This window comes from Allokutzneria sp. A3M-2-11 16, from assembly GCF_024213555.1.
Taxonomy (GTDB): domain Bacteria; phylum Actinomycetota; class Actinomycetes; order Mycobacteriales; family Pseudonocardiaceae; genus Allokutzneria.
The window spans coordinates 1,314,849-1,330,075 of the sequence record NZ_JANAVO010000001.1 but is presented as its reverse complement, the minus strand read 5'-3'; the positions used below and the strand labels follow the sequence as shown (position 1 = coordinate 1,330,075).

The window sequence follows — 15,227 nt, the reverse complement described above, 5'->3', positions numbered from 1 at the left end:
GGCTCAGCCCGCCGCGCCCGCCACCCTGGCGACGTCCATCACGTACTCGCCGTAGCCGGACTTGGCCAGCTTCTCGCCGAGCGCGAAGCACTCCTGGGCGTCGATGAAGCCCATCCGCAGCGCGATCTCCTCGAGGCAGGCGATGCGCACGCCCTGCCGCGTCTCCAGGACCTGGACGAACTGCCCCGCCTGCAGCAGCGAGTCGTGCGTGCCCGTGTCCAGCCACGCGAAACCGCGGCTCAGGTCGACCAGGCGGGCGTTGCCCTGCCGGACGTAGGTCTGGTTGACGTCGGTGATCTCCAGCTCGCCGCGCTTGGACGGCTTGAGCCCCTTGGCGATCTCCACGACCTGGTTGTCGTAGAAGTACAGGCCGGTGATCGCCCGGTTGGACTTCGGGCGCTCCGGCTTCTCCTCGATCGAGAGCAGCCTGCCGTCCGCGTCGACCTCGCCGACGCCGTAGCGCTGCGGGTCCTTGACCCGGTAGCCGAACAGCACGCAGCCCTCCAGGTCCGCCACCAGCTGCTGGAGCTGCGCGGAGAAACCCTGGCCGTAGAAGATGTTGTCGCCGAGCACCAGCGCGACCGGGTCGGCGCCGACGAAGTCCGCGCCGATCACGAACGCCTCGGCGAGCCCGTTCGGCGCGGCCTGCTCGGCGTAGCGCAGGTCCAGCCCGAACTGCGAGCCGTCCCCGAGCAGCCGCTGGAACATCGGCAGGTCGGTCGGGGTGGAGATGATCAGGATCTCCCGGATCCCCGCCAGCATCAGCGTGGACAGCGGGTAGTAGATCATCGGCTTGTCGTAGACCGGGAGCAGCTGCTTGGACACCGCCTGCGTGATCGGGTGCAGGCGGGTGCCGCTGCCCCCGGCCAGGATGATGCCCTTCATCACCGGTAGTTGGTGAATTGGAGCGCGATGCCGAAGTCCTGGTTCTTCAGCAGCGCGATGACCTCCTGCAGGTGGTCCCGCTTCTTGCCGGACACGCGCAGCTGATCGCCCTGGATCTGCGCCTGGACGCCCTTGGGGCCCTCGTCGCGGATGGTCTTGGCGATCTTCTTCGCCTTGTCCGCCTCGATCCCCTGGATGATCTTGCCGGTGACCTTGAAGATCTTGCCGGAGATCGCGGGCTCGCCGACCTCGAACGCCTTCAGCGAGATGCCGCGCTTGATCAGCTTCTCCTTGAACACGTCGATCGCGGCCAGGCACCGCTCCTCGGTCTCGGACTGGATGGCGATGGCTTCCTCGCCTGCCCAGGTGATCTCCGAGCCGGTGCCCCGGAAGTCGAACCGGGTGGACAGCTCCTTGGCCGTCTGGTTCAGCGCGTTGTCCACCTCCTGGTGCTCGACCTTGCTCACCACGTCGAACGAGGGGTCTGCCACGTCGAAGTCCTTCCTGCTCAGGGGTTCGGACGCGCCCACGGGAGCGGGCGCCTGCGCCCCAAGACGCTACCGGTGGCCCCCCTCCGATCCGCCCGCGCCCGCTATGTAAGCTCTCCCGTGCGAGCGGGGCGGGTTGCCCGAGCGGCCAATGGGAGCGGACTGTAAATCCGTCGCGAAAGCTTCAGAGGTTCGAATCCTCTACCCGCCACTCGCAGCAAAAAGCCCCCGTGACCAGCGCCAACGGTCACGGGGACTTTGCTGTGCCGCCCGGTGGGTCAGCCGAAGTTCAGGATGCTGACGGGCTCACCGCAGGTGTCGCGGTCATTGCGGCAGACCTTCGCGAAAGCGGTGTAGGTGATGCCGTCCGGGTAGTCGGTGAGCGCGACCGCAGTGCTGCCCTTGCCGCACTGCTTGGCCGACTCCGTGGTGGTGTAGCTCCACGGCTTGCCGAAGTGGGCCGTCCGCATGACCACGAAGTAGCAGTCACTGGACGACGTGCCGGTCACCGCGCCCTTCAAGTCGAGCTTGTAGAACAGCTCGCTCGTCTTGGTGACTGTCGACGTGCCACTCGCGGTCGCTCCTTCAAACGAGGCGCTCCACGGCTTTTCCTCGGCCATGGGCGAGGCCGCGGCGACACCCGATCCGGCCAGCGTCGCGGTGGCAATGACCACCGCCAAGAGAGTTCTGCGCACGTTCTTCCCCTCGGTGTTCGCGTGCATTCCCCAGTGCTGACCGCCCCCAGGCGGTCAGGCGGCACAGCTTGCACGGACGGGGAAAGGGCGACAGCCGAAACCGAGAGGATTGGTGCGAACGGCTCAGAAGCGGAACACGGGGCCGGTCATGGCGTTGACCGTGCACGGGTTGCCGAAGTGGCGGTTGAACTCCACCGGAGCGCCGCGCCAGGTGCCCATGGCCTTCGCGTCCACCGGGTTGTACTCCATGGTGCAGGTCTTGTCCTTGACGCCGGGGAGGTTGGCGAAGTTGCCCTGGGCCTGTTGCAGGTCCGCGCAGGCGGCCGCGGCCTCGGGGTGGGTGCCGCCGTGGGGCTGGCAGGTCAGCGTCGTCCTGCGGACCTGGTCGCCGTGGACCAGCATCAGCTCCAGGGTGCTGTCCTTCTCCGCCGCGGTGGCGGGCGCGGACAGGACGGTGGCCGCCGCGACGGCCGCCACGGTGGCGGTGAACAACGCGCGCGGGGTTTTCATGGCTCCTCCTGGGACCTCCGGATCGGGGTGTCCGGTTGGTCCCGGTGTACCTCCGAAACGCGCGCCCGGCCGGGCGGACCGGTGGGTAACACCCGCGTCAGTGACCGGCGCGTGCTGTGGCCGAGATCATCCCGTGATCACTCTGTGTCGGTGGAGTAGGCAACTCGACCGGGTAACCGTTACCCCAGCAGGGGTATAGTTGCAGGTGAAAGGGGCCCTGATGGTCGGTGGGGGTCCCTTTCCGCGTCCATATTCACCCGGCCGCTTTCCCCTGTTGGGGTGAAGTCGACCTCCAGACGCTCTAGTCAAGACGCCCGTGGTCGGTCACGATCGGCAGGCACCGTGGGTTGCCCGTTTGCGGCAACGCGATGAGGAGGGTGGATGTCCGATCGTCGCCGCCCGCTGGACCCGGAATCCTCCCCGGACGCGCCGCGACCCCTGGGGCTCTCCGGAGATCCCGCGGCGCGCGGGCGGACCTTCGCCCGGTTCTCCTGGCTCGTTTTGCTCGTGGGCGTCCTGGCGACGGTGGGGGTCGGCAGCTGGCTGCGCGCGGACTTCGGCCCGGAACTGCTGTGGATCGGCCCGCTGCTGGTGCTCGGGTTCCTGCTGGCCGAACAGCTCACCATCGACGTCGACGTCCGCACCGTCGGCTGGACCATCTCCTTCACCGAGATCCCGCTGGTGCTCGGCCTGCTGACCGCCCCGTTCGAGGTCGTGCTCGGGGCGCACCTGCTCGCCGGACTCGGCGCCCAGCTCAGCCGCAGGGGCGGCGACCACGTCGTCTACAACGCCGGCGTGATGTGCCTGGAGATCGCGGTCCCGTTCAGCATCGCCCACCTGGTCACAGCGGCCGTGACCAGCGGCCCGCACTGGCTCGGCGCGGTCGCGGGCACCGTGGCCTCGCCCATGGTCAGCGTGGCCTTCGCGCTCGCCGCGGTGCACGTCCTCGGCGGGGAGCTGCGCGTCGGCGGCGCCGTGCGGCTCGGCCTGCGCACCCTGGTCGTCGGCCTCCTCAACACCTCGGTCGGGCTGGTCGGCTACGAGGTAAGCACGCGCGGCCCGTGGGGCTGGGTGCTGCTGGTGCTCGTCTCGGCCGCGCTCGTCCTGCTCTACCGCGCCTACTCCGGCCTCCTGCGGGAGCAGCGCGACCTGGAAGCCCTCAGCGACGTCAGCCTCACCGTGGCGCGTTCCGGCCAGCAGGCCGCGAGCAGGCCGACCGGCGAGCCGGACGACATCCACACGGAGAGCGCAAGCGAGGAGTGGCAGCAGATCGCCGAGCGCATCCGCGAGCAGCTCAACGCCGCGCGCGTGGTGCTGCACCTGCGACCGGACGCGCCCGCGGGGGTCCGCTCCCTGGTCGCGGGGGAACCGCTGCCAGAAGACGCGCCGCAGAACGACTCGCTCGGCCTGCGCGACGATCCGATGCTCCAGCTGCCCGGCGCGCACGTGCGCTACTTCCGCACTGTCGACGCCCCGGACGACGTTCGTGAAGCGCTGGCCCGGCGTGGCGCGCACGAAGCGCTCGTCGTGCCGCTGCGCGGGGCCAACCAGCTCCTCGGCGCCGCGGAGGCGCACGACCGGCTCAGCCGCTGGCGCGGCTTCGGCCGGGCGGACGTGCGACTGCTCAGGACGCTCGCGAGTCACCTCGCCACGGCGATGGACAACCGCCGCCTGCTGGCCAGGCTGAGGCACGACGCCTACCACGACCCGCTGACCGGGCTGCTCAACCGGCCCGGCTTCCGCGAGGCGGCGGCGGAACCGCTTCGCACCCACCCGAAGTCCGTGGTGCTGCGCATCGACCTCGACGTGCTCTCCACCGTCAGCGACGCGCTCGGGCACGCATGGGGCGACCGCATGGTCGTCGCCGCGGGCAGGCGGCTCCGCGAGGCGTTCGGGCCGGACGTCCCGCTCGCCCGGCTCGAAGGCGGGGCGTTCGCGGCACTGTTGATCGACTGCGACGCCGAGGAAGCGCACCGGCTCTCCGCCCGGCTGCGCGCCCAGGTCGCCGCGCCCTACCCGGTCGATCGGCTGACGGTCGAGGCCAGTGCCGTCGTCGGATACGTGCTCAGCGCCGAGGAGGACGGCGAGCCCGAACTCGACGTCGACACCCTCATCCAGCGCGCGGACGTCGCGGTGCGCCAGGCGAAGGCCGGCGACGACTCCGTCCGCGCCTACGTGCCCGCAATGGGCCAGATGTTCAAGCGCCGCTTCGAGCTCGTCACCCAGTTCCGGCACGCGTTGGACAGCGGCCAGGTCACCGTGCACTACCAGCCCAAGGTCGCGCTGCCGAGCCGCGAGGTGGTCGGCGTCGAGGCCCTCGTCCGCTGGCGGCACCCGGAGTACGGCCCGCTGGACCCCGACGAGTTCGTGCCCGCGGTCGAGGCCACCGGCCTGGTCGACGCGCTCACCGGCTTCGTCATGGAGTGCTCGCTCGTCCGCGTGCGGCAGTGGCTGGACCGGGGGCTGCGGTTGTCCGCGGCGGTCAACCTGTCCGTGCGCAACCTGGCCGACGAGACCTTCCCGGACCGCGTCGCGGACGCGCTGCGCCGCCACGACGTGCCGCCCAGGCTGCTCACCTTCGAGCTCACCGAGTCCGGCGTGATGGCCGACCCGGAGCGCTCCCTTCCGGTGCTGCGCAGGCTGCACGCGCTCGGCGTGGTGCTCGCCGTCGACGACTTCGGCACCGGGTACTCCTCGCTGGCCTACCTCCGGCAGCTCCCGGTGGACGAGGTGAAGATCGACAAGAGCTTCGTGCTCGGCATGGGCACCGACCTCGGCGACATGGCCGTGGTGCGCTCCATCGTCGAACTGGGGCACTCGCTGGGCCTCACCGTGGTCGCCGAGGGCGTCGAGGACGACGCGGCGCGGGAGCAGTTGGTGGGCATGGGCTGCGACATCGCCCAGGGCTACCTGATCTCCAGGCCGCTGGCCGAGGACCGCTTCGAGGCCTGGCTGCGGGCCCGCACCATCCGGGCGCGGGGCAGGCACGACGAGATGGTCCTCACCTTGGTCCGATGATCGGACCCCCGGATTTTGTCGGCGCGCCAAGGGTGTGTAAGGTTCCTCTTGCTTCGCCAGACAGGCCCCAATAGCTCAGTCGGCAGAGCGTCTCCATGGTAAGGAGAAGGTCAACGGTTCGATTCCGTTTTGGGGCTCGGTGAGAACAGCCGCGATGCTCAGTTCAGCTGGCAGCGCGGCTTACTCACGTAAAAGGTACGGCGCGAGTCGTACGAAGCGGTGTAGCTCAGGTGGTAGAGCAAGCGGCTCATAATCGCTGTGTCGCCGGTTCAAGTCCGGCCACCGCTACTCGAGTGGTCGATCCCTGTTCGCGGAAAGCGCGGACCGGGCTCGAATCGCCATCACACTGGGGGCCAAGCCCCCAGACCCCAGCCGGGGGGCCGGCCCCCGGACCCCCGGGAGTCCCACCCCGGAGTCCCACTTATCCTGGTGGGAACCTTGGATCACCCTGCTTGTTGTGGGGATGTACTGATGGAGAGAGAGGCACCCCGTGGCCGCGACTGATGTTCGCCCTAAGATCACGTTGGCGTGCGAGGAGTGCAAGCACCGCAACTACATCACCCGCAAGAACCGGCGGAACGACCCCGACCGCCTCGAGATCAAGAAGTTCTGCCCGAACTGCGGGACCCACCGGGCCCACAAGGAGACCCGCTGACCCAGCGGCCGCGTTCCCGCGGCCCGGTTCACCGTCTCGACCAACTGCCCCGCCGGTGTGCGGGGCAGTTGTCGTTGACCGGGTAATCTGCCCCTCCGTGGCGCTAAACATGTCTTTCGTCGGTCGTTCGTACCGGCTGCCGTGGATCTATGAGGTCGGCAGGCAGAACATCATCGAGTTCGCGTACGCCGTCAGCGACCTGAACCCCGTGTACCGGGACCCCGAGGCCGCCAAGGCGATCGGGCACCCCGACTCCGTCGCCTCGCCGACGTTCCTGAGCGTCCTCGCGACCCGGTCGCACCACGTTGTCACCGACGACCCCGACCTGGGACTGGACTACAGCCGGATGGTGCACGGGGCCCAGCGCTTCGTCCTGCACCGGCCGGTGCGGCCGGGGGACCGGCTCACCACCAGCGCCCACGTCGACGACATCACCAGTCGCGCGGGCAACGACTACATCGTGCTGCGGTCGGAGTTCGCGACCGAGGAGGGCGAGAAGGTCGGCACCGTGGTCGCCACCCTCATCGTCCGTGGCGACGGCATCGGCCTCGGTGAAGGGAAGGACGCATGAGCACCACCACGACCGGTCTGCGCCGCGCCGCCGACGTCAGCAAGGGCGACCAGCTGCCGCCGCTGACGCTCAAGGTCACCCGCAGGGACCTGATCCGGTACTCCGGCATCTCCAGCGACTGCAACTTCATCCACTACAGCGACAAGCGCGCCAAGGAGGCCGGGCTGCCCGGCGTCATCGCGCACGGTCTGCTCACCATGGGCATGGTCGCCAAGATCGTCACCGACTGGGTCGGCGACCCGGCCGCGGTCGTCGACTACCAGGCCCGGTTCGGCCGCCCGGTGGTCGTGCCCGACGACGAGGCGGGCACCACGATCGACGTCACCGCCAAGGTCGGCCTGGTCAACGACGACGGCACCGCGCGGGTGGACGTCTACGCCAAGTGCGAGGGGCAGCTGATCTTCGGTCGCTGCTACGCCATCGTCCGACTGGCCTGATCCGGCCGCAGACACGCGAAAGGCCGTTCCGGTCCCTCCACGGGACGGAACGGCCTTTCGGTGTTCTGAGCGGCTACTTGGCCTCGCGGAGCAGCTCCGCCATCCGCGTCACCCCGGTCACCAGGTCCTCGTCGCCGAGCGCGTAGGACAGCCGGAAGTAGCCGGGGGTGCCGAACGCCTCACCGGGCACGACCGCGACCTCGGCGTGCTCCAGCACGAGCGCGGCCAGCTCCACGCTGGTGTTCGCCCGCACGCCCCGGATCTCCTTGCCCAGCAAGCCCTTCACCGAGGGGTAGACGTAGAACGCGCCCTGCGGCGTCGGGCAGTTCACACCCGGGATCTCGGAGAGCATCTTCACGATGGTCTGCCTGCGCCGGTCGAAGGCCGCGCGCATGTCCGCGACCGCGTCCAGCGAACCCGAGACCGCGGCGAGCGCCGCCCGCTGGGCCACGTTGCAGACGTTGGAGGTCAGGTGCGACTGGTAGTTCGACGCCGCCTTGATCACGTCGGCCGGGCCGATCAGCCAGCCGACCCGCCAGCCGGTCATCGCGTAGGTCTTGGCGACGCCGTTGACCACGATGCAGGTGTCGGCCAGCTCGGGCACCACGACCGGCAGGGACACCGCCTCGGCGCCGTCGTAGGTCAGGTGCTCGTAGATCTCGTCGGTGATCACCCAGATGCCGTGCTCGACCGCCCAGCGGCCGATCGCCTCGACCTGCTCGCGGGAGTAGACCGCGCCGGTCGGGTTCGACGGCGAGCAGAACAGCAGCACCTTGGTCTTCGGCGTGCGCGCCGCCTCCAGCTGCTCGACGGTCACCAGGTAGCCGGTGGTCTCGTCGGACTGGACCTCGACCGGGACACCGCCCGCGAGGCCGATCGCCTCCGGGTAGGTGGTCCAGTACGGAGCGGGCAGCAGCACCTCGTCGCCCGGGTCGACGATCGTGGCGAAGGCCTGGTAGACGGCCTGCTTGCCACCGTTGGTGATCAGGACCTGGCTGGGCTTGACCTGGTAGCCGGTGTCCCTGGCGGTCTTCGCCGCGACGGCCTCGCGCAGCTCGGGAAGGCCGGCGGCCGGGGTGTAGCGGTGGTTGCGCGCCTCGGCGCACGCCGCGGTCGCGGCCTCGACGATCGGGGCGGGCGTCGGGAAGTCGGGCTCACCGGCGCCGAAGCCGATCACGGGGCGGCCTGCAGCCTTGAGCGCCTTGGCCTTGGCGTCCACGGCGAGGGTGGCCGACTCGGCGATCCCGCCCACTCGGGCGGACACGCGGCGTCGGGCGGCGGGGGAGACGGAGTCGCTGGTGACGGTAGGTGCGTCGGAGGCAGCCATGGGGGAATCGTGGCACGCCTCGGTGAGCGGATTTCACGCCGCCCACCTCATGGGAGGGCAACCGGTTGGAGTCCCGGGCCCCGTGTGTCCTAGACTCGACGCGTTGAAGCGTTCTCGACACCTGCTCGCGAACCACGCGGGACGGTGCAGTACGCTTCGCCAACGTGGTCGAGATCTTCCGGGCGACCGCGAAGGGGCGTAGCTCAATTGGCAGAGCAGCGGTCTCCAAAACCGCAGGTTGCAGGTTCAAGTCCTGTCGCCCCTGCGTCGACGCAGTCGGTCAGCAAAGCGAGGAGTTCGCGTGAGTGAGCGCAGCGAGCAGGAACGGTCGGAAGGGTCTGACGACACTTCCCGTCCGGTTACCGCTGCGGCGCGGCGTGAGCGCCGCGGTTCCGCGCGTCCGGCCTCGCGTCGTGCGGCCAAGCGGGCCGAGGGCAGCTCCACCGGCGATGCCAAGGGCAAGCCGACTCCCTCCCGCGACCGCCAGGAGCAGAAGAAGGGCGGCAACCCCTTCAAGCGCTTCGGCCGGTTCCTCCGCGAGGTCGTCGCAGAACTCCGCAAGGTCATCTGGCCGACCCGCAAGCAGCTGGTGACCTACACCGCCGTGGTGCTGGTCTTCGTCGCCTTCATGGTGGGGCTGGTCGCGGGCTTGGACGTGGCCCTCGCCCAGGGCGTGCTCTGGCTGTTCGGCTAGGGCCGGTTTCTTCCGGTCGCCGGACGCGCGGCGCGCTCAGGTGGCGCACCGCGGGGACTGCGGGGAACCTGCACAGGTAACCCAGTGCGGGCGAGGCGTGTACGAGACCATGTCGTCGCCCCGGCCCGGAACCCGGGCCGGCCGGTCGGACCCCCTTCGGTCGGACCCGCGACGTACGAGAGGAAGCGAGACCGACTGTGACCTCCACCGACGGCGGCCAGGAGCTGGCCGACCTGTCCGACGAGCAGGTGCACGCCGCGAGCAGCGACGGTGACTCCGAGCACGTCGAACCGGTTGGCGACGACTCCGAGGGCGACTCCGTCGGCGACACGGACACCGCGGACACCGACGATTCGGCAGCCGACATCGACGAGCCCATCGCGGACCCCGTCGCCGAGCTGCGCGAGGCCCTGCGGCACGCGCCCGGCGACTGGTACGTCGTGCACTCCTACGCCGGCTACGAGAACAAGGTCAAGGCGAACCTCGAGACCCGGATCGGGACCCTCGACATGGAGGACTTCATCTTCCAGGTCGAGGTGCCGACCGAGGAGGTCACCGAGATCAAGAACGGCCAGCGCAAGCAGGTGCAGCGCAAGGTGCTGCCCGGCTACATCCTGGTCCGGATGGAACTCAACGACGCCTCGTGGAGCGCGGTGCGCAACACCCCGGGTGTCACCGGGTTCGTGGGCGCCACCTCCAAGCCCTCTCCGCTGACCCTGGACGAGGTCTTCAAGTTCCTCGCCCCGCAGGTGGAGAAGGACAAGGCCGCCGCGGAGCCGGGCAAGAAGGCCGCCGCCAGCGTGGCCAAGCCCACCATCGAGGTGGACTTCGAGGTCGGCGAGTCCGTCACCGTCATGGACGGCCCGTTCGCGACGCTGCCCGCCACCATCAGCGAGGTCAGCCCGGACGCGCAGAAGCTCAAAGTCCTGGTGTCGATCTTCGGCCGGGAGACCCCGGTCGAGCTCTCCTTCACCCAGGTCTCCAAGATCTGACCCGGGGTTTCCCGGGCGGCAACACCGCAAGCGTGGGAGAGCCAGCGCGGCTCGTACCACTACTGATCCAGAACTGAGGACAGAACATGAAGCGCAGCAAGGCTTACCGCGAGGCGTCGGCGAAGATCGACCGGGAACGGCTGTACTCGCCGCTGCAGGCCGTCTCCCTGGCCAAGGAGACCTCCTCCACCAAGCAGGACGCCACCGTCGAGGTCGCCATGCGCCTCGGTGTCGACCCGCGCAAGGCCGACCAGATGGTCCGCGGCACCGTGAACCTGCCGCACGGCACCGGCAAGACCGCCCGCGTCATCGTCTTCGCGGTCGGCGACAAGGCCGCCGAGGCCGAGGCCGCCGGTGCCGACGCCGTCGGGTCGGACGAGCTGATCGCCCGCATCCAGGGCGGCTGGCTGGACTTCGACGCCGCCATCGCCACCCCGGACCAGATGGCCAAGGTCGGCCGCATCGCCCGCGTGCTCGGCCCGCGCGGCCTGATGCCGAACCCGAAGACCGGCACCGTCACCCCGGACGTGACCAAGGCCGTCAACGAGATCAAGGGCGGAAAGATCAACTTCCGCGTCGACAAGCAGGCCAACCTGCACCTGGTGATCGGCAAGTCCTCGTTCGACACCGAGAAGCTGGTGGAGAACTACGCCGCCGCCCTCGACGAGATCCTGCGGGCCAAGCCGTCCGCCGCCAAGGGCCGCTACATCAAGAAGGTCACCGTCAGCACCACCACGGGCCCCGGCATCCCGGTCGACCCGAACCGCACCCGCTCGCTGCTCTCGGACGAGGCGTCCGCCTGACAGTCGCGCACTGACGCCGAAAAGGCGGTCATCCCCTCGGGGGTGACCGCCTTTTCGCTGTCCGCGCTTGATCCAGCCGGGACGGGATCAGCCGGTGATGCAGTCCGCGGGTTCGGACTCGTGCCCGGTGATCTGCCAGCCCCCGTCGGGCTGCCGCTGCATGAGGAACGCGCCCAGTTTCGGGCCGCCGGCGATCGCCATGGCGCATGAACTGATCTCGGACTTCGATCCGCTGGTGAGCACCGCTTGCTTGGGAATCGTCGGGCCGGAGTACGAGATGGGGTCTTGCACCTGCTTGGTCACGTCATCCATCGCTTGCAGGCAGTTGACGGCGTTCATGTTCCTCGCGAACTGCTCGGCGCCCTCCACGCTGAAGAACATGCAGGCCTTGTCACTGACCCCCGCGGAGGCGTAGTTGTACACGGCTCGGACTGTGCCTGAGGGCGAGTCTTGAAGGACCGGGGTGTTCGACTTGGTCCCGCTCCCGCTGTTGCCGCCGCTGCTGCCGAAGAAGTACCACCAGGCGATGGCCAGCACGAGCAGCAGGGCGCCCCACTTGAGCAGTTTGAGCCCTACGTACTTGCCCGCCTTGATCGCGGTGGTCTTGACCTTCGCGTTGATCTCGAAGGGCTTCTGGCTCGGTTGCGACACGGTCACCTCCTGTTGCCGTCCATCGTGCCCGCAGCGGGGCACCTGCCGGTAGCCGACGGGGCGGGAGACCCCGATTTGGGTGCGTGCGGGGGCTTGACGTAGGCTTGCCGTGTTCCACCGAAGACCGCTGGTTTTCTTTCCTGCCCCCGGGCGGGTGAGGACTAAGGCCCGGGAGGGCGCCCGCGCAGGAGGACGAGGCGATTTGCGACGCGCTCGCGCGTGTCGGATCTGCTAGCCCCGTGCCCTTGCGCCGGGGCTTCTTCGTTTCTCCCAGCCTGCTCCGGCGTGGACCCCCCGGTCCGCGCTCTTCGCTGTGGATTGAGACGAAGAAGCAGAGAGGAGGCGACCATGGCGAAGCCTGGAAAGGTTGAGGCCGTCGCCGAGATCGCGGACAGGTTCCGTGGCAGCTCGGCTGCGGTCGTCACCGAGTACCGAGGGCTTTCCATGGCGCAGCTCACCGAGCTGCGGCGCGCCCTCGGCGACGGCGTGGCGTACACCGTCGCGAAGAACACCCTCGTCAAGCGCGCCGCCTCGGAGGCGGGCTTCGACGGGCTCGAGGACCTTCTGGTCGGCCCCACCGCGATCGCCTTCGTCAAGGGTGAGCCGGTGGACGCCGCGAAGGCGCTTCGTACCTTCGCGAAGGACAACAAGGCCCTTGTCATCAAGGGCGGCTACATGGATGGCCGTCCCTTGTCCGTCGACGAGGTCAACCAGATCGCGGACCTCGACTCCCGTGAGGTCCTGCTCGCCAAGCTGGCGGGCGCGATGAAGGGCAACCTCACCAAGGCCGCCGGGCTGTTCGCCGCCCCGGCCTCGCAGGTGGCCCGCCTGGCAGCCGCCCTGCAGGACAAGCGCGCCGCCGCCGGCGACGCCGCGCCTGCGGACGAGAGCTGACCTACCCCCACATTCCGCGCCCGCGCGTAGCAACACCAACGGCGCACGTAAGGAAAGGAAACCGCCACCATGGCGAAGCTCAGCACCGACGAGCTGTTGGACGTTTTCGGTGAGATGACCCTGCTCGAGCTCTCCGAGTTCGTGAAGGCGTTCGAGGACAAGTTCGAGGTCACCGCCGCCGCGCCGGTCGCCGTTGCCGCCGCCGCCCCCGGCGCCGTCGCCGAGGCCGCCGAGGAGCAGACCGAGTTCAACGTCGTCCTCGACTCCGCGGGCGACAAGAAGATCCAGGTCATCAAGGTCGTCCGCGAGGTCGTCACCGGCCTGGGCCTCAAGGAGGCCAAGGAGCTGGTCGAGGGCGCGCCGAAGGCCATCCTCGAGGGCGTCAACAAGGAGGCCGCCGAGGCCGCCAAGGAGAAGCTGGTCGCCGCCGGCGCCGCCGTCTCCATCAAGTGATCTTCGCGGCGTGAGCCGCGGATGAGAACTGACACAGTGGGGCAGGTCCTGTTCGCAGGACCTGCCCCACTGTCATGCCCGGCCCGTTATCCAGCCGTGACCACCTGGCGAACTGGGCAGTAACTTCCGCCGTACAGGCTCGTTGTTCGAGTGTGACGCCGATCGCCTCGGCGTCTGCTTTCATGTCTCCCCTCACCGGGGCGGCGGTGGCGAGCAGGAGGTGCGATGGGCGTCGAGGTGGTCGTCGAGGGCCTGTCCAAGTCCTTCGGGAAACAGACCATCTGGCAGGACGTCACGCTGAACCTCCCGCCCGGGGAGATCAGCGTTCTGCTGGGGCCGTCGGGCACCGGGAAGTCGGTGTTCCTGAAGTCCTTGGTCGGCCTGCTCCGCCCCGAGCGCGGCAAGGTCGTGATCAACGGCGTCGACATCTGCCGCTGTTCCGAGCACAAGCTCTACGAGACCCGCAAGCTCTTCGGCGTGCTGTTCCAGGACGGCGCCCTGTTCGGCTCGATGGACCTCTTCGACAACATCGCCTTCCCGCTGCGCGAGCACACCCGCAAGACCGAGGCCGAGGTCCGGCGGATCGTGCTGGAGAAGATGGAGATGGTCGGCCTCATCGGGGCCGAGAAGAAGCTGCCCGGTGAGATCTCCGGCGGCATGCGCAAGCGCGCCGGCCTGGCCCGCGCCCTGGTGCTGGACCCGGAGATCATCCTGTTCGACGAGCCGGACTCCGGCCTCGACCCGGTGCGCGTTGCCTACCTCAACCAGCTGATCGTCGACCTGAACGCGCAGATCGACGCCACCTTCCTGATCGTCACCCACGACATCGGCACCGCGCGCACCGTGCCGGACAACATCGGCATGCTGTTCCGCCGCGAGCTGGTCATGTTCGGGCCGCGCGAGGTGCTGCTGACCTCGACGGAGCCCGTCGTCGAGCAGTTCCTCAACGGCCGCAGGCAGGGGCCGATCGGGATGAGCGAGGAGAAGGACGCCGCGCAGGCCGCCGCCGAGCTCGCCGAGCTGCGGGCCAACCGCGGGGCCGACGTGCTCGGCGGGCCGAAGGGCGGCGGGGGAACCGGCATCGTGCCGCAGATCCAGCCGTCGCCGGGGTTGCCGGTGCGCCGCGCCGCGGACCGCAGGAAGCAGCGGGTGATGGGTGTCCTGCACACGCTGCCGCCGGTCGCGCGCGAGGCGATCATCGCCAGCCTGACCGACGAGGAGCGCGCGCGGTTCGGCCTCTACGCCACGACCGCGCCCCAGGAGCAGACGCGGCCGATGGCGCTGCCGACCTCGTTCGACTCGCGGCCGACGCCGTACCCGCGCAACGCGCCGCGGGACATCGGCTGGGAGCGGGGTGAGCGGACGTGACCCAGGCGAACCCGTCCTTCCCCGGAGCCGGGGCGCTGCGGGAGACCGGCCGGATGTTCGCGCTGGGCCTGGACACCACCAGGGCCGTGTTCAGGCGGCCGTTCCAGGTGCGCGAGTTCATCCAGCAGTGCTGGTTCATCGCCAGCGTCACGATCCTGCCGACCGCGCTGGTGGCCATCCCGTTCGGCGCGGTGATCGCGCTCCAGCTCGGGTCGCTGACCAAGCAGCTCGGCGCGCAGTCCTTCACCGGCGCGGCCAGCGTGCTCGCGGTGATCCAGCAGGCCAGCCCGATCGTGACCGCGCTGCTGATCGCGGGCGCTGGCGGGTCGGCGATCTGCGCGGACCTGGGCTCGCGCAAGATCCGCGACGAGATCGACGCCATGGAGGTCCTCGGCGTCTCACCGATCCAGCGCCTGGTCGTGCCGAGGGTGCTGGCCGCGATGCTGATCGCGTTGCTGCTCAACGGCATGGTCAGCGTGGTCGGCGTGCTCGGCGGCTACTTCTTCAACGTGATCTTGCAGGACGGCACGCCCGGCGCCTACCTGGCGAGCTTCTCCGCGCTCGCCCAGCTGCCGGACCTGTGGATCAGCGAGATCAAGGCGGTGGTGTTCGGCTTCATCGCGGGCATCGTCGCGGCCCATCGCGGCCTCAACCCGAAGGGCGGCCCCAAGGGCGTCGGCGACGCGGTGAACCAGGCCGTGGTGATCACGTTCCTGCTGCTGTTCTTCGTGAACTTCGTGCTGACCACGCTGTACCTGCAACTCGTTCCGGCGAAGGGGATGTGAC

The 15,227-nt window shown here is 69.3% G+C and carries 17 protein-coding genes and 4 tRNA genes; 15 read left to right on the top strand and 6 right to left on the bottom strand.

Annotated elements, in window-relative coordinates; translation table 11 throughout:
* Positions 1–3: 3 nt before the first annotated feature.
* Positions 4–885 (bottom strand): glucose-1-phosphate thymidylyltransferase RfbA, encoded by an 882-nt coding sequence (gene rfbA / locus NLX83_RS06645; RefSeq protein ID WP_254233958.1) that lies wholly within the window; start codon positions 883–885, stop codon positions 4–6.
* Positions 885–1,376 carry a YajQ family cyclic di-GMP-binding protein gene (locus NLX83_RS06640; RefSeq protein WP_254233957.1) on the bottom strand — a complete coding sequence of 164 codons (492 nt, stop codon included), beginning with the start codon at positions 1,374–1,376 and terminating at the stop codon, positions 885–887. Before NLX83_RS06640 ends, rfbA begins: the two co-directional genes overlap by 1 nt.
* 127 nt (positions 1,377–1,503) lie before the next feature.
* Between NLX83_RS06640 and NLX83_RS06635 the strand changes: the two genes are divergently transcribed.
* Positions 1,504–1,584, top strand: a tRNA-Tyr gene (locus NLX83_RS06635).
* A 67-nt stretch (positions 1,585–1,651) separates the two neighbouring features.
* Here NLX83_RS06635 and NLX83_RS06630 read toward each other — a convergent pair.
* Both NLX83_RS06630 and NLX83_RS06625 read right to left on the bottom strand, forming a co-directional pair.
* Complete coding sequence (locus NLX83_RS06630) at positions 1,652–2,068, bottom strand: hypothetical protein (protein ID WP_254233956.1); 417 nt, start codon at positions 2,066–2,068, stop codon at positions 1,652–1,654.
* A gap of 123 nt (positions 2,069–2,191) precedes the next feature.
* Positions 2,192–2,578: an SSI family serine proteinase inhibitor gene (locus tag NLX83_RS06625; protein ID WP_254233955.1), complete on the bottom strand. Its 387-nt coding sequence runs from the start codon at positions 2,576–2,578 to the stop codon at positions 2,192–2,194.
* A gap of 381 nt (positions 2,579–2,959) precedes the next feature.
* Here NLX83_RS06625 and NLX83_RS06620 point away from each other — a divergent pair, with 381 nt between their 5' ends.
* The 6 genes from NLX83_RS06620 (at position 2,960) to NLX83_RS06595 (ending at position 7,259) form a co-directional block, all read left to right on the top strand.
* Positions 2,960–5,596 carry a putative bifunctional diguanylate cyclase/phosphodiesterase gene (locus NLX83_RS06620; protein ID WP_254233954.1) on the top strand — a complete coding sequence of 879 codons (2,637 nt, stop codon included), beginning with the start codon at positions 2,960–2,962 and terminating at the stop codon, positions 5,594–5,596.
* Between the two features lie 64 nt (positions 5,597–5,660).
* Positions 5,661–5,733: transfer RNA gene (locus tag NLX83_RS06615), tRNA-Thr, on the top strand.
* 78 nt (positions 5,734–5,811) lie between these two features.
* Positions 5,812–5,884: transfer RNA gene (locus NLX83_RS06610), tRNA-Met, on the top strand.
* 202 nt (positions 5,885–6,086) lie between these two features.
* Positions 6,087–6,251, top strand: coding sequence for a 50S ribosomal protein L33 (gene rpmG, locus NLX83_RS06605; protein ID WP_025361417.1), 165 nt, complete (start codon positions 6,087–6,089; stop codon positions 6,249–6,251).
* A gap of 109 nt (positions 6,252–6,360) precedes the next feature.
* Positions 6,361–6,822 (top strand): MaoC family dehydratase N-terminal domain-containing protein, encoded by a 462-nt coding sequence (locus NLX83_RS06600; protein ID WP_254233953.1) that lies wholly within the window; start codon positions 6,361–6,363, stop codon positions 6,820–6,822.
* Complete coding sequence (locus tag NLX83_RS06595) at positions 6,819–7,259, top strand: MaoC/PaaZ C-terminal domain-containing protein (RefSeq protein ID WP_254233952.1); 441 nt, start codon at positions 6,819–6,821, stop codon at positions 7,257–7,259. Before NLX83_RS06600 ends, NLX83_RS06595 begins: the two co-directional genes overlap by 4 nt.
* A 73-nt stretch (positions 7,260–7,332) precedes the next feature.
* Here NLX83_RS06595 and NLX83_RS06590 read toward each other — a convergent pair whose 3' ends face one another.
* Positions 7,333–8,586, bottom strand: coding sequence for a pyridoxal phosphate-dependent aminotransferase (locus tag NLX83_RS06590; RefSeq protein ID WP_254233951.1), 1,254 nt, complete (start codon positions 8,584–8,586; stop codon positions 7,333–7,335).
* A gap of 192 nt (positions 8,587–8,778) precedes the next feature.
* Between NLX83_RS06590 and NLX83_RS06585 the strand changes: the two genes are divergently transcribed.
* The 4 genes from NLX83_RS06585 (at position 8,779) to rplA (ending at position 11,075) form a co-directional block, all read left to right on the top strand.
* A tRNA-Trp gene (locus NLX83_RS06585) sits at positions 8,779–8,851 on the top strand.
* A 36-nt stretch (positions 8,852–8,887) separates the two neighbouring features.
* Positions 8,888–9,280 (top strand): preprotein translocase subunit SecE, encoded by a 393-nt coding sequence (gene secE / locus NLX83_RS06580; RefSeq protein ID WP_254233950.1) that lies wholly within the window; start codon positions 8,888–8,890, stop codon positions 9,278–9,280.
* A gap of 197 nt (positions 9,281–9,477) precedes the next feature.
* The gene (gene nusG / locus NLX83_RS06575) at positions 9,478–10,272 is read left to right on the top strand and encodes a transcription termination/antitermination protein NusG (protein WP_254233949.1); all 795 of its coding nucleotides are present in this window, start codon (positions 9,478–9,480) and stop codon (positions 10,270–10,272) included.
* An 86-nt stretch (positions 10,273–10,358) separates the two neighbouring features.
* The gene (gene rplA / locus NLX83_RS06570; RefSeq protein WP_254233948.1) at positions 10,359–11,075 is read left to right on the top strand and encodes a 50S ribosomal protein L1; all 717 of its coding nucleotides are present in this window, start codon (positions 10,359–10,361) and stop codon (positions 11,073–11,075) included.
* Positions 11,076–11,162: 87 nt separating this feature from the next.
* Here the strand turns inward: rplA and NLX83_RS06565 are convergent, their stop codons facing one another.
* The gene (locus tag NLX83_RS06565; RefSeq protein ID WP_254233947.1) at positions 11,163–11,726 is read right to left on the bottom strand and encodes a hypothetical protein; all 564 of its coding nucleotides are present in this window, start codon (positions 11,724–11,726) and stop codon (positions 11,163–11,165) included.
* Between the two features lie 348 nt (positions 11,727–12,074).
* Here NLX83_RS06565 and rplJ point away from each other — a divergent pair, with 348 nt between their 5' ends.
* The 4 genes from rplJ to NLX83_RS06545 all read left to right on the top strand — a co-directional run bounded on the left by rplJ (position 12,075) and on the right by NLX83_RS06545 (position 15,226).
* Positions 12,075–12,620, top strand: coding sequence for a 50S ribosomal protein L10 (rplJ, locus tag NLX83_RS06560; RefSeq protein WP_254233946.1), 546 nt, complete (start codon positions 12,075–12,077; stop codon positions 12,618–12,620).
* A 69-nt stretch (positions 12,621–12,689) separates the two neighbouring features.
* Complete coding sequence (gene rplL, locus NLX83_RS06555; protein WP_254233945.1) at positions 12,690–13,073, top strand: 50S ribosomal protein L7/L12; 384 nt, start codon at positions 12,690–12,692, stop codon at positions 13,071–13,073.
* Between the two features lie 225 nt (positions 13,074–13,298).
* On the top strand, positions 13,299–14,441 hold the full coding sequence (locus NLX83_RS06550; protein ID WP_254233944.1) for an ABC transporter ATP-binding protein: 1,143 nt from the start codon (positions 13,299–13,301) through the stop codon (positions 14,439–14,441).
* 53 nt (positions 14,442–14,494) lie between these two features.
* Positions 14,495–15,226: an MlaE family ABC transporter permease gene (locus NLX83_RS06545; protein WP_254236107.1), complete on the top strand. Its 732-nt coding sequence runs from the start codon at positions 14,495–14,497 to the stop codon at positions 15,224–15,226.
* Position 15,227: the final 1 nt, after the last annotated feature.